The sequence below is a fragment of the uncultured Caballeronia sp. genome (genome assembly GCF_964243625.1).
In the GTDB taxonomy this organism is placed as follows: Bacteria; Pseudomonadota; Gammaproteobacteria; order Burkholderiales; family Burkholderiaceae; genus Caballeronia.
The window spans coordinates 1-13,706 of the sequence record NZ_CAXTGZ010000122.1 but is presented as its reverse complement, the minus strand read 5'-3'; the positions used below and the strand labels follow the sequence as shown (position 1 = coordinate 13,706).

Here is a 13,706-nt window from a genome sequence, read left to right as displayed (position 1 = left end):
CACGATTTCCGGCAAGAGGCGCGGGTCGTGACGGCCAACGTCCAGGTTGTCGGGAATTTCGAGCGCACGGTAATCAACGACTTCAAACCCTTCCGAGCGGATGTAATCCACCACGAGCTCGGTCAGCGGCTTCATGTAAGGCGCAACCACCACGATACGCTTCGCCTTGATGACCTTCAGCGCGTCGACCAGCGCACCCGCGCTCGTGATGACCGGCGCAGAACCGCCGTTTTCGACCGTACGTTCGTGCAGCCGCTTTTGAGAGACGCGGTGATACCCATGGCCCATCGCCATGATTGCAACGAGGCATGCATATCCCAGCACGTCGACGCGTGCGTCGCTGAGTTCGAGCGCGCAGCGGTCCGATTCCGCATCCATGGCCGCAAGCTCCTCCTTCACCACTTTCTTCATGCGCATGCGGCTCGAATGGAAAGTGAAGCGCTCCGGGCGGATGGTCTGCCGCGCGAGCAGCATGGCCGGAATCTCGGTTTCCATTGTTGTATTCGAACTCGGCACGATCTGGCCGATGCGGAAGTTTTTGGTCATCTGTTCGACTCCGTAATTCGTGGGCCGCACGGGGCAGCTTGTCTGGTTCAGGAAAGTCTAGTGTACACGTTGGAATATAACAAGATTCCACAAATAAATTTTAATGGTGCAGCCATGCTTCAGCTTGGTGAAAACCCTTATAAATCGCACCGATAAAGGGCTTTCCCGCACCTGTCGAGATCAACTGCAAATTTTCTTTACCCAAAATAATTCAATGTGTACACTCGATATCAGTTCACACACAGGCTCGGTTGAACGACTTTCGTCCGAGCGCCAGACATGGAGAGATCATCATGAGCACACCCCGTATCGCGATTGTTGGCGCGGGCCTTGGAGGAACGGCGGCAGCCGCGTTGATGCAGCGCGCCGGTTATTCAGTGCGTCTGTATGAGCAGGCGCCGGCGTTCTCGCGTCTTGGCGCAGGCATCCACCTGGGGCCGAACGTGATGAAGATCATGCGTCGCATCGGTTGCGAAGATGCGTTGAATGTCATGGGATCGCATCCGGACTTCTGGTACAGCCGCGACTGGAAAAGCGGCGAGGCGATTGCGCAGATTCCGCTCGGCGATTTCGCTGTCAACGAATATGGCGCGACCTACCTGACGGTGCATCGCGGTGACTTTCACGCGCTGATGACGCAAGCCGTTGCGCCGGGCACCATCGAATTCAACAAGTGCCTGACCAATATTGAAGAAACCGATAAGGACGTGCGCCTGACGTTCGCCGACGGCAGCGTGGAAACGGCCGACATCGTGATCGGTGCGGATGGCGTGAACTCGAAACTGCGCGATCACCTGCTTGGCGCCGAGCCGCCGCGTTATACGGGTCATGTGGCGCATCGCGCGGTGTTTCCGGCGTCGCTGCTCGGCACCGATCCGTTCGACCTGTGCGTCAAATGGTGGTCGGAAGATCGCCATATGATGGTGTATTACGTCACGTCCAAGCGCGATGAAATCTATTACGTGACCGGCGTTCCGCAAGCAGAGTGGCCGGCGGGACAATCGGTTGCGCCGAGCAGCCGCGACGAGATGCGCGAAGTTTTCGCGGGTTACCATCCGTCGGTGCAAAAGCTGATCGATGCCACGCCGGAAGTCACGAAGTGGCCGCTGCTGGAACGCGACCCGCTGCCGTTGTGGAGCCGCGGCCGGCTGGTCCTGCTCGGTGACGCCTGCCATCCGATGAAACCGCACATGGCGCAGGGCGCGGCCATGGCTATCGAAGATGCGGCCATGCTGACGCGGTGCCTGGACGAGATCGGCGTGAACGATTACACGAATGCGTTCGCGCTGTATGAAGCGAATCGCGCGGAACGTGCTTCGAAGGTGCAGCTTGTGTCGCACAACAACACGTGGCTGCGCACGAACGAAGATCCGGCGTGGGTATTTGCGTACGACGTGTTCAACGAGCCGTTGAAGACGCCAGTGGCGAAGCAGGCTTCGACGGCTGCAGCCTGATACTGATAAACGTCAAACATGAGCGTGTCCGCATCTGCATCATCGGCCTCCGAATCCATGACGCTCAGTGTCAATGGTTCATCGCGTACGCTCGAAGGCGTGACGCGTGACACGCCCTTGCTTTATGTCTTGCGCAACGACTTCGAGCTGAACGGTCCGAAGTATGGCTGCGGCCTCGGGCAGTGCGGCGCATGCACGGTGCTGCTCGACGGCGGTGCGGCGCGTTCGTGCGTGGTGCCGGTCGCGGCGGCTATCGGACGGGAAACGGTCACGCTCGAAGGGCTCGGCACGCTGGATGCGTTGCATCCGATCCAGCGCGCTTTTATCGATGAACAAGCGGCGCAATGCGGCTACTGTCTCAACGGCATGATCATGAGCACGAAGGCGCTGCTCGATCGCGATCCCGAACCCGATGACGCCGCGATTCGTGACGCGCTGCGCTTCAACCTGTGCCGCTGCGGTACGCATATCGAGATCATGAAGGCCGTGCATCGCGCGGTCGAGTATTTGAAACGCGAAGAAGGGCGCTGATCCAATGACGCGTGTAACGGACCTCCTGTAATGGACCTCATGCACGAACGGGATTCCGGCCGACCCGTGCTGCTGCCCGAGTCGATGCTCTATGCATGCGTGCTGGTGGACGTCGACCCGGCGTTGCTGCAGCGTGCTGCTGCGCTGCAAATGGACAGCGTGCGCTGGGTTCACGCGGGGAACGTGGCTGCGTTTGTTGCGGCCCGTCTTGAACTTGCGTGCGATGCCGCGCGGCGCGTGGTTGATCATACGGGCGCCGATGCGTCGCTGCCCGTGCCGCACTCCGGCCTGCAGCAGGAAGCGCATTACGTCTGGCCGCTTTCTCCGGACACGTTCACGCCATGCGAGGCGATCGCACGCGTTGACGGCGACTTCATCTCCCTATGGACGAGCACCCCGCCAGGCGCAGATCTGCTCGCGAAGCTCGTCAGCGCGACGGGGTTTTCCGCTGAGCGCTTCGAGTTCCATCCGCTCCATACAGCGACCGATTCAACGCTCGCCGCAATCGCCGCCGTGGTGCTGATTAAAGAACTCGGCGGCGCAGTGTGTGTCGGCGGATATATGTCGGCGTCGCTCGCGCGTGAGGCGACATTTTCCGTCGCGGCTTCATTGGACAGCGAAGGTGCGCTGCTCGATTGGCAATACATTGCGCGAACGCCCGGTGTTTCCGGTGACGAAGCCGCTGCACGAGATCCAGGCCCGTATGTGTCACGCCGTTCGAAACTACTGATCGACGATCCCGCCAAACTCATTCCTGACGCGGCGCATGCCTTTGCGCGTGAATCGTTCATCGATGAAATCGCGCGTGAGAACAACCGCGATCCCGTGTCGTTCCGGCTCGATCACCTTGATCCGGTGGAATACGACGGCGCACGCGAGCTGATCAATACAGTCGCGGAACGTGCGGCGTGGGGTGGCGAGCCGAAGTATTCGACTAGTGGAATAGCGCACGGCCGCGGTTTCGCTTTCGATGAACACAAGAGCAACGCGGTAACGCCAGCGTATTCGGCGTGGATTGTCGATCTTGATGTCAATCGCGCGACCGGCGACGTAGCGGTCAAGCGCGTGGTGGCGGGGCGTGCGAGCGGTCGCAGACGCTTGGGCCGCATGAGCGGCGTTCCGGCGGGGCTGATTGCGGCGGCGGCATCGCGTGCGCTCGGTCTGCAGCTCACCGCGCGGCCATCGCACGACGAAACGCCCGGCGCTCAGGCTGTATCGCATGATCTGGCGGTGGCCGCCGCCGCGGATGTGCCTGCCGGGATTGCCATCGAAAGCATCGATGCATCGCCGGCCGCTGCGGCTATCGCCAATGCGCTCTTCGATGCAACCGGCGTACGCTTTCGCGCGCCGCCCTTCACGCCGGAACGCGTGCGCGCGGCGCTGGATGGATCGGAAGCGTCAATGGTCGGGGCACCGGTTGGCGTACCAAAGCGCGGCAAACGCTCGCTGAAGGCGTTGCTCGCGGCCGGCAGCCTTGGCGGCGTGATCGGCCTCGCATGCACGCTATGGCCGTTACGGGCGTCGATAGAACCCATCGCGCGCCCGTTGGCCTCCACCTGGTCCGAGGCCACCATCGCGCGTGGCCGCCAGATTGCCGAGTTCGGCGATTGCGCCGTCTGCCACACCGCGCCCGGGGGCGCCGTCAACGCGGGTGGCCTAGGGCTTGAAACGCCGTTCGGCATGGTCTACACGACCAACCTCACGCCTGACCCGAAGACGGGCATCGGCAACTGGTCCTTCGCTGCGTTCGACCGCGCGATGCGCCAGGGCATTTCGCGCGATGGCCACCATCTCTACCCCGCGTTCCCGTACACCGCCTTCACGAAGATGAGCGAAGCCGACATGACCGCGCTGTACGCCTATCTCATGTCGCAGCCGGCCGTCGAACATGCGCCGCCGCAAACGCGCTTGCCGTTCCCGCTGAACCAGCGCGCGCTGGTCGCGGGCTGGAATGCGTTGTACCTGAAGCAGGGTGAATTCAAGCCGGACCCGACGCGTTCGGCGCAATGGAACCGCGGGCAATATCTCGTCGATGGCGCCGGCCACTGCAGCGCATGCCATTCGCCGCGCAACGCACTCGGCGCGGAAAAAGGCGGACGCTTGTACATGACAGGCGGCAGCGCGGAGGGCTGGGTTGCACCTTCGCTGGTCGGCAACTCGAAAGCGCCCGTCAAGTGGACCGAACAGGCGCTCTACGATTACCTGAAGACCGGTTTTTCGCACGAGCACGGTGTCGCCGCCGGACCGATGGCGCCGGTCGTCGCGAGTTTGTCGACACTGCCCGAAGCCGACGTCCGTGCGATGGCGCATTACGTGGCGTCGTTATCGGCTACGGCGGAAGTCGCGAAACCGGTGGCAGTCGCGCAAGCCAAACCGGACGCCGTCACCCTGCAAGCGCTCGACAGCGGCCGCCGTATTTTCGATGGCGCGTGCGCCGTGTGCCACGCGGCGACCGGGGGTGTCGGCAACTTCGGTGTGCGACCGTTGCTGGCGCTCAATACAAGTGTGAGCGAAGCTACGCCCGACAACTTGCTGAAGGTCATTCAGAACGGCATCGACGCCCCCGCCACCGATGCGCTCGGCTACATGCCCGGCTTCAGGGACTCCTTCGATGACCGCCAGATGGCCGACCTGGTGACGTATATCCGCGCCACTTTCGCGCCGAACGAGGCGCCGTGGAAGGATCTGGAGCAGGTGTCAGCGCGGGTGCGCAAACATGCGCATTGACCCTCCGACGCGTTCCTCCGATACCTCGCAACCTCCCTCGCCCCAATATGAAGTATCGGAGCAGATCGGGCATCTGCTGCGCAAGGCTTATCAGCGGCATCTGTTCATCTTCGGGCGAAGTATCGACGACCCGCAACTGACCGCCGTGCAGTTTGCCGTGTTGAGCGCGAGCCGTAAGCTCGGGCCATCGTCCATGAGCGACCTTGGCAAGGCGACCGCAATCGATGCAGCCACGGTACGCGGCATTATCGAACGTTTGAGGGCGCGCGATCTGATCGAGTTGCGCACCAATCGCGATGACCGGCGCAAGGTCACCGTGCAATTGACGCAGGCGGGCAAAGAACTGGTCGAGGGCGTAACGCCGGTTGCGCGGCGCATCAGTGAGCTGACCATGAGCGATCTCAACGACGCCGAACGCGTGGCCGTCCTCTATCTGCTGCGCAAACTGAGCGCGGTCGAGAGCGACTGATATCGCTGCAAGATGCATAAAACCACTGCGGGCAAAGCCACTGCTTCTTATAATTGCATCCAATCCGCATGCCAGGCAGAGGTGGCTCGCGGCATTGCACCAATAGCGGGACCTTCGCACCGCAAAAGAGATTGTGGTGTGTACGCTGGGTTTTAAAGGTGCAATGCGGTGCGGCGCTTTTCTTGCATGTCAGCGAACCGTCAGGCTTAAGGTCCTTCTGCATAGCGACATAAGGCCAAAATACCTAGTACAAGTCACTAGCTGTAAAACAGGCATACTCATTGCATAGAAGACTAGAATTAGAGTGTGTACATGAGTTGATGAGTTGATGAGTTGATCCAGCGCTGCGCAGGACAGGCGCCGTCTTCCTGATGAAAACCAAGCGATAGAGGCGTCGATGTTGTCGAACCTGGCTGTGCAACTCATCAACGGACTAGCGGATGCATGCGCCATGTTTCTGGTCGCGTCCGGTTTGTCGTTGATCTTCGGCGTGACGCGTATCGTCAATTTCGCGCATGGCTCGTTCTATATGCTTGGCGTCTACGTGGCCTACAGCATTGCGAGCCGCTTCGGTTCAACGGTCGCGGGCTTCTGGCTTTCGATGCTCGCCGCGGCTGTCGTCGTCGCCATAATCGGCGCGCTCGTGGAGATGATCGTGCTCAGGCGCATTTATCAGGCGCCCGAGTTGTTCCACTTGCTTGCCACGTTCGCGCTGGTGCTGATCTTCCGCGATGCCGCGCTTTACATCTGGGGCCCCGAAGACCTGTTCGGCCCGCGCGCACCGTTGCTTGGCGGTGCGGTCAGTCTGCTCGGCCACTCGCTGCCGACGTATGACATCGCGCTGATCGTGATCGGTCCCATCGTGCTCGCGGTGCTGTGGTTCGGCCTGACGCGCACGCGTCTTGGCACGCTCGTGCGCGCGGCAACGAGCGACCGCGAGATGCTCGGCGCACTCGGCATCAATCAGGCGTGGCTTTTTACCGGCGTGTTTTTCATCGGCGCGTTTCTCGCGGGACTTGGCGGTGCGCTGCAAGTGCCGCGCATGTCGGCGAATCTTTCGCTGGATCTCGATACCATCGGCAACGCATTCGTGGTCGTGGTGGTGGGCGGCATGGGATCGATTCCTGGCGCCTTCGTGGCTGCGTTGCTGATCGCCGAGATCAAGGCGCTGTGTATCGGCATTGGCGATGTGACCATTGGCGGCGTGGTCTTTTCGCTTAGCAAATTCACGCTCGTGGCGGAGTTCGTGGTGATGGCGATCGTGCTGGTTGTGCGGCCCTGGGGACTGCTTGGTCGCGCGCAAACGGCCGTTCGCACGATGGCGTTCGCCGAAACGCCACTGCGCCGCGCCGATTCGCGGCTCAAGATATTCGCCGGTATCGTCCTCGCGGTGCTGTTGCTCGCGCCGCTGTTGTCGGGCGTATTCCCGTACATGCCCGTGCTGCTGGTCGAGATCCTGATCGCCGTCTTGTTTGCGACGAGCCTGCATTTCATCATGGGACCGGGCGGCATGCACTCGTTCGGGCACGCTGCGTATTTCGGACTTGGCGCGTATGGCGCAGCACTGTTCCTGAAAGTCCTCAACTTGCCGATGGAAGCCGCCATTGTTCTCGGCCCCGTGCTTGCGGGCCTGGGCGCACTCGTGTTCGGATGGTTTTGCGTGCGTCTGTCGGGCGTCTATCTCGCCATGCTGACGCTCGCTTTTGCGCAGATCGTGTGGTCGGTCGTGTACCAGTGGGATGCGGTGACGGGCGGCAGCAACGGTATTCTCAACCTGTGGCCATCGGCGTGGCTGAGTTCGCCGATTGCGTATTACTACCTGACGTTGTTCTTTGCAGTCATCGGCGTGTGGATGCTCAGGCGCATGCTGTTCTCGCCGCTCGGCTATGCAATGCGTGCTTCGCGTGATTCGGTATTGCGCGCTGAAGCCATTGGTATCGATGTCAAGCGGATTCAATGGGTCGCGTTCATAATCGCATCGCTGTTTTGCGGGCTTGCCGGATCGTTGTACGCGTTCTCCAAGGGTTCCATCTCGCCGGAAGTGATCAGCGTGGGGCGCTCGGTCGATGGCCTCGTGATGGTCCTGCTCGGCGGCATACAGACGCTGGCCGGACCCATTGTTGGCGCAGCGGTGTTCACGTGGCTGCAGGATACCGTCGCGCGTCAGACCGACTACTGGCAAGCGCTGCTTGGCGGCGCGATCCTGGTGCTCGTGATCGCATTTCCGCAGGGTATCGTGGGCTTCGTGCAGCACAAGCTCGACTCACGCCGCAATGCCGATCACGGCGCCGCGCCGCAACCTGCCAAGGAGGCGCTATGACGTTGCTGCGGGTATCGAATCTGGCGAGATCGTTCGGCGGCCTCAAGGCGGTCGACGACGTCTCCTTCGACCTCGAAGCCGGACAACTGCTTGCGCTGATCGGCCCGAACGGTGCGGGCAAGTCGACGTGCTTCAATATGCTCAACGGCCAGTTGAAGCCAAGCTCGGGTTCGATCCTTTTCGATGGCCACGAGATCGCCGGCAAACGTCCACGCGATATCTGGCGCCTGGGCGTTGGCCGGACTTTTCAGATCGCGGCCACGTTCAACTCGATGACCGTCATCGAGAACGTCCAGATGGCGCTGGTCTCGCGCGATCACGAACTGTTCAACTGGTGGAAGCCTGCACCATCGCTACACGCCGACGAAGCCCTCGCGCTGCTCGAACAAGTCGGCATGGCGGCGCACGCGAAGCGCGCATGCGGCGTGCTCGCTTACGGCGATGTCAAGCGCGTCGAGCTCGCCATCGCACTTGCCAACAAGCCGAAATTGCTGCTGATGGACGAACCGACCGCAGGCATGGCGCCCAAGGAGCGCAACGACCTCATGGCGCTGACGAAGCAACTCGTGATCGACCACAAGCTCGGCGTGCTTTTCACCGAGCACAGCATGGACGTGGTGTTCGCTTACGCCGACAAACTCATCGTGCTCGCACGCGGAAAACTGATCGGCGAGGGGGATGCCGAGACCGTGCGCAACGATCCGCGTGTGCGCGAGGTGTACTTCGGCACGGGAAAATCGTTCATGCCGCGTGCATCGCTTGCCGAAGACGGAGTTGCTCGATGACGGCCATGCTGAAGGTCTCGGGCCTGAACGCGTTCTACGGCCGTGCGCAGATTCTCTACGACGTCGGTCTCGAAGTCGGCCGCGGCGAAGTGGTTGCGTTGATGGGCCGCAACGGCGCCGGCAAATCGACCACGATGAAAGCCCTCATGGGCATGCTTCCCACGCGGCGCGGCGCGATCGACTTTTGCGGCCAGGACATCTCCACGATGCCGCCATATCGCATCGCGCGTCTTGGCATGGGTTTCGTGCCGGAAGACCGCCGCGTGTTCGGCGATTTATCGGTGATGGAAAATCTCGATACCGGCCGTCAGCCGCCCCGCGAAAACGCACCGCGCTGGACGCCCGAAAAACTCTTCAAGCTGTTCCCGAATCTCGGCGAAATGCCGAACCGCCCCGGCAGCCAGATGAGCGGCGGCGAGCAGCAGATGTTGACGGTATCGCGTACGCTGATGGGCAACCCGTATCTCGTCCTGCTCGATGAACCTTCGGAAGGCGTGGCGCCGATCATCGTCGAGCAGATGGCGAACATGATTCTGGAGTTGAAGCGCGAAGGGCTTTCCATTCTTCTTTCCGAGCAGAACATGCACTTTGCCGAACTCGTCAGTGACCGCGCCTATGTGCTCGAAAAAGGCCAGATCCGGTTCAGCGGCACCATAGACGAACTCGCACGCGACGAAGCCGTGCGGCGGGCTTACTTGAGCGTATGACGCGTGAACGTATAAAGCGGTTTTTAATCAGCACCCATCTGGAGAGAACAACTATGACCACGCGTGTTGGATCGTTGCTGCGCCTGACCGTCCTGATGGTTACGCCGCTAGCCGCCGCCCTGGCGTCGACCGGCGCGGCTGCTGCCGACACCATCAAGATTGGCGAAATCAACAGCTACAAAGCGCAGCCGGCGTTCCTCGGGCCGTACAAGAACGGCTGGAACATGGCGCTGGATGAAGTCAACGCGGCAGGGGGTATCGACGGCAAGAAGCTCGAGGTCATCTCCCGCGACGACAACGGCAATCCGGGCGATACGGTTCGCGTCGCGCAGGAACTCGTGACGGGCGAGCAGGTCTCGCTGCTGTTTGGCGGTTTCCTCTCGAACACGGGTCTGGCGCTCGCCGACTATGCGAAGCAGCGCAAGATTTTCTTCCTCGCCGCTGAACCGCTGACCGACAAGATCGTCTGGCAGGACGGCAACAAATACACGTACCGGCTGCGTCCATCGACTTATATGCAGGTCGCCATGCTCGTGCCCGAAGCCGCCAAGCTGCACAAGAAACGCTGGGCGGTCGTGTATCCGAACTACGAGTACGGACAGTCCGCAGTGGCCACGTTCAAGCGTTTGCTGAAGGCCGCGCAACCGGATGTGGAGTTTGTCGCCGATCAAGCCGCGCCGCTCGGCAAGCTCGACGCAGGCGCCGTGACGCAAGCCCTCGCCGATGCCAAACCCGACGCCATCTTCAACGTCGAGTTCGGCGCGGATCTCGGCAAGTTCGTGCGTGAAGGCAATACACGTGGTTTGTTCAAGGGCGTCTCGGTGGTGTCGCTGCTGACCGGCGAACCTGAATATATCGATCCGCTGGGCGCCGAGGCGCCGGTTGGCTGGATCGTGACGGGCTACCCGTGGTATTCCATCGATACCCCCGCGAACAAGAAGTTCGTCGCGGCGTACCAGGCGAAATATCACGACTATCCGCGGGTCGGATCGGTGGTCGGATACTCGGCGCTGATGTCCATTGCCGATGGCTTGAAGAAAGCCAGGTCGACCGACTCCGAGAAGCTGGCGCAGGCGTTCAAGGGCTTGTCCGTCGATACACCTTTTGGCCCGATCTCGTATCGCGCGCAGGACAACCAGTCGACCATGGGTGCGTACGTCGGCACGACGGCGCTCAAGGACGGCAAGGGCGTGATGACGTCGTACCGGTATATCGATGGCGCGAGCGTCCAGCCATCGGATGCCGAAGTGGCGAAGATGCGGCCGGCGGATTGAGCTTTGGAGCTGTTGTCGTTTAAAAAGAAGCCGCGCCCGGGAACGAGCGCGGCTTTTTAGCTGGGCCTGACAGGAACCGAAACTTTCAGCCTTCGGAAGAAACGCGGCGCAAATTCTCCGTTGTCTGTGCCGCCGGCGGCGTTGCCTCGGCGGGCTTGCGCCTGGCGGGCGGCTTCGACTTGATGCTGGCCCCATGCACGAACAACACGACCAGCAGTGCAGCCATCGCCCACACAGACACGACCCACATCAACGTGCTCATTTCATCCCCGAACCGATTGGTATCTTTACGTTGCCGCAACGACTGGCATGGATGAATTGTGAGGCTCCCGCCGGCAAAGCAATTCCCCGATAAGCGCGGCATTCTACGGCTATTTCACTGAAGAATGACAGCTACGAATCGGAGGATGGCTGCGTAAAATTACCGCACGTTAAAACGGCTCACCGAAAACGCCGAGAGATCGACATCGCTTCGTCCCGTGAGGGTCCGCTGCGCAAGCGCCTCGCCGATACCCGCCGAGTGCTTGAAGCCGTGCCCTGAGCACGCGGAAACCACGGTCACATTGGCGAGCGTGGGGTGGTCGTCGATGATGAAACCATAGTCGGGCGTGACCGTGTAGGTACAAACGGCGGCTTTGACCAGCTCCGGCGTCACGCCCGCAAAATTCTCCGAGACGTGGGACCGGACCATTTGCGCAACCTCCGCGTCCGAGACATTGCGATCGAGTGTATCGATGGAATCCAAACCCACGTACTGCTCCGTTGCGATCTTCATGCTTCCTTCGCCGGGAACGGGCGGAAAGCCGTAGCAAATATCCGTTTCCAGTGGACCGTGCGAAAGGATGAAGGTCGGTGACATTTCTGGAAATATCGATGGTTCTTCGAGCCTGAACCAGAACAGTGTTTGCCTGCAGACCTTCAGCAACGCGCCGAACGGTTCGCCCAGCAAATTTGCCGACCACATTCCGGCGCACACAATGACCTTGCTGGCCGCGAGCGTCCGATCGCCGGTTCTGACGCGCACCACGCCGTCGTCAGATTCAATCGATGAAACCGTCGTGCCGGTGATCACCGTAGCGCCCAGTTTGCGTGCAGCGTTCAATTGCGCCGCAATGCAACGCTCCGGGCGAACATAACCGCCTTCGGGTTCGAAGTAACCGGTTGCGTCGTCGCGAACCGGTCCGAACTGGGGAAACCGGGCGCGGATTTGCGAGGCGTTCAGGATCTCGTGCGCAATGCCGTAACGGCGCGCAAGTTCAATGGTGTGTCCCGTGAAATCTTCCGCGCCATGGTGACGTGCGGGCGCTTCGCTCGACGTCATCACAAGCACGCCGCATTGCTCGAAGAGCGCTTCGCCGCTGTCTGCTTCGAGCTCGCGCCAGATTGCGTGCGAGCGGTGCACAAACGGAATGTAAGCGGCGCCTTCGCCAACCGCCAGGCGGGTGATGCGTGTGTCGCCGTGACTCGAGCCCTGGTCGTGCGGCGGCGCGAACCGGTCGATGCCGACAACGTCGGCGCCCGCCTTGGCGAGTTGGTAAAGCGTTGCGGCACCCATGGCGCCCAGTCCTACAACCACGACATCGCACCGCAGTTCCTGCTGCATTCGGTTCATTGCACCGCCTGTCATGATGGCTTCGTATCCTCTTTTGCCGGATCGATGGCGGGCGCAAAGCGGCCTTGCTCCGCGATCAGTTGATCGTCCGCGGTTGCAACGAGCCAGAGCCGCGCGTGCTCCGCGAGATGCCGGTTGTGATCCTTCAGCGGTCCCATTGCGCTCGCAGCTTTCCAGACGACCGGACCGACACGGCTGCTCCTGCCTGACGGCGCGCCGACCAGCAGAGCGTACGGTCCAAGCGGGAGGGAAACAAACGGTTGCGCCGGCCTGGCACGCACCCGCCAGTCGATGAACGGCGTCTCGCTGATCAGGAGCGGTGCGGGCAAGCCGTAGAGCACGCTGAAATCGTACAGCGCGAGTTGCGCACGCATGCCGGCGTAGCTGCGACGAATGTCTTCGACAACGGCTGCGCGGATCTCGTCGTCGAACATCGCTTCTTCCGCGTACCGGGCGAGCGATTCGTGAGCTTCCCGTTGGTACGCGCTGAAGATGCCAAGCTCCACGCAGTCCTGCACCGCCCGTTGAACGTCGGCAACAGAACCGGCTTCCGCCGGTGTGCCCAGTTGCGCCGCTCGCAAAAAGCGGGCAAGTCCCGCTTCGTGGATCACCGGGCCGTCCGCGGCGGCGTTGTCCTGAGCGTCTTTATCGAGCTGGACGTAGATGTATTTCTCGGCGGCAAAATGCGATTTCTTGCCTTCATCGAACTTGATGGTGCCGTCGGTGCAATCGAGATAGCGAGTCCCGATTCGACCATGCTCCCAGACCCAATTCTTCAGGAACGGACGCAGCGGGTGCAGTCTTTCGTGATCGGTCATTGAACCCTCCAGATGCGCCAGTATAGTTCGGGCTCGCCATGGTTCGTTCGTTGTTCATCCGCTATACGTTCGCTTGTGGTTCGCTATCTGTCAGTGACACTTCGATTTCTTCGCATCAGATAAGTGTCCATGATCCAGCCGTTCGCGTTACGCGCCTCGGCGCGAACGCGCTCGATATCGCCCATGACGTCTTTCACTTTTCCGGAGATGAGGATTTCATCGGGCGTTCCTACATACGCGCCCCAATAGATATCGATGTCCTGATCCGCGAAACGTTTGTACGCGTTTTCGGCATCCAGCATGACAACGACGGTATCGACATTGTCCGGGAAACCTTCCGCAATCAGCCGGCCGGTCGTGATCTGGATCGATCCCCCAATGCGGTTCAACGGGATCTTGTGCTGCGCGGCGAGCGCCTGCACGCTGGTGATGCCGGGGATCACTTCATATTCGATCTCGTGAC

At 61.1% G+C, this 13,706-nt stretch carries 13 protein-coding genes; 8 read left to right on the top strand and 5 right to left on the bottom strand.

Going from position 1 to position 13,706, the window contains the following annotated elements:
• The coding region (locus ACFFAR_RS10965; RefSeq protein WP_375507881.1) for an Asp/Glu racemase at window positions 1-546 on the bottom strand (546 nt) is incomplete at its 3' end.
• 293 nt (window positions 547-839) lie between these two features.
• On the opposite strand from ACFFAR_RS10965, the gene ACFFAR_RS10960 reads away from it, so the two are divergent.
• The 8 genes from ACFFAR_RS10960 (at window position 840) to ACFFAR_RS10925 (ending at window position 10,813) form a co-directional block, all read left to right on the top strand.
• Window positions 840-2,000: an FAD-dependent monooxygenase gene (locus ACFFAR_RS10960; protein WP_075360203.1), complete on the top strand. Its 1,161-nt coding sequence runs from the start codon at window positions 840-842 to the stop codon at window positions 1,998-2,000.
• Between the two features lie 57 nt (window positions 2,001-2,057).
• Complete coding sequence (locus ACFFAR_RS10955) at window positions 2,058-2,531, top strand: (2Fe-2S)-binding protein (protein ID WP_062002249.1); 474 nt, start codon at window positions 2,058-2,060, stop codon at window positions 2,529-2,531.
• 30 nt (window positions 2,532-2,561) lie between these two features.
• On the top strand, window positions 2,562-5,258 hold the full coding sequence (locus tag ACFFAR_RS10950; protein WP_375507880.1) for a c-type cytochrome: 2,697 nt from the start codon (window positions 2,562-2,564) through the stop codon (window positions 5,256-5,258).
• Window positions 5,248-5,727 (top strand): MarR family transcriptional regulator, encoded by a 480-nt coding sequence (locus ACFFAR_RS10945; RefSeq protein WP_174363749.1) that lies wholly within the window; start codon window positions 5,248-5,250, stop codon window positions 5,725-5,727. Before ACFFAR_RS10950 ends, ACFFAR_RS10945 begins: the two co-directional genes overlap by 11 nt.
• Window positions 5,728-6,124: 397 nt before the next feature.
• Complete coding sequence (locus tag ACFFAR_RS10940; protein WP_375507879.1) at window positions 6,125-8,047, top strand: ABC transporter permease; 1,923 nt, start codon at window positions 6,125-6,127, stop codon at window positions 8,045-8,047.
• Window positions 8,044-8,832: an ABC transporter ATP-binding protein gene (locus ACFFAR_RS10935; protein ID WP_062001069.1), complete on the top strand. Its 789-nt coding sequence runs from the start codon at window positions 8,044-8,046 to the stop codon at window positions 8,830-8,832. The genes ACFFAR_RS10940 and ACFFAR_RS10935 overlap by 4 nt, the downstream gene beginning before the upstream one ends.
• On the top strand, window positions 8,829-9,539 hold the full coding sequence (locus tag ACFFAR_RS10930; RefSeq protein ID WP_075360208.1) for an ABC transporter ATP-binding protein: 711 nt from the start codon (window positions 8,829-8,831) through the stop codon (window positions 9,537-9,539). Before ACFFAR_RS10935 ends, ACFFAR_RS10930 begins: the two co-directional genes overlap by 4 nt.
• 53 nt (window positions 9,540-9,592) lie before the next feature.
• A complete protein-coding gene (locus tag ACFFAR_RS10925) occupies window positions 9,593-10,813 on the top strand; it encodes an ABC transporter substrate-binding protein (RefSeq protein WP_062001067.1) in 1,221 nt (406 codons plus the stop codon).
• A gap of 85 nt (window positions 10,814-10,898) precedes the next feature.
• On the opposite strand, the gene ACFFAR_RS10920 is transcribed toward ACFFAR_RS10925, so the two are convergent.
• From ACFFAR_RS10920 to ACFFAR_RS10905, 4 genes are all read right to left on the bottom strand, one after another.
• Complete coding sequence (locus tag ACFFAR_RS10920; protein ID WP_155524263.1) at window positions 10,899-11,075, bottom strand: hypothetical protein; 177 nt, start codon at window positions 11,073-11,075, stop codon at window positions 10,899-10,901.
• 159 nt (window positions 11,076-11,234) lie between these two features.
• On the bottom strand, window positions 11,235-12,425 hold the full coding sequence (gene solA, locus ACFFAR_RS10915; protein ID WP_375507878.1) for an N-methyl-L-tryptophan oxidase: 1,191 nt from the start codon (window positions 12,423-12,425) through the stop codon (window positions 11,235-11,237).
• 11 nt (window positions 12,426-12,436) lie between these two features.
• The gene (locus tag ACFFAR_RS10910) at window positions 12,437-13,243 is read right to left on the bottom strand and encodes a hypothetical protein (RefSeq protein WP_174365655.1); all 807 of its coding nucleotides are present in this window, start codon (window positions 13,241-13,243) and stop codon (window positions 12,437-12,439) included.
• 83 nt (window positions 13,244-13,326) lie between these two features.
• Window positions 13,327-13,706, bottom strand: a 380-nt coding sequence (locus tag ACFFAR_RS10905) for an SAM-dependent methyltransferase (protein WP_174365654.1), incomplete at its 5' end; no start/stop codon positions are given.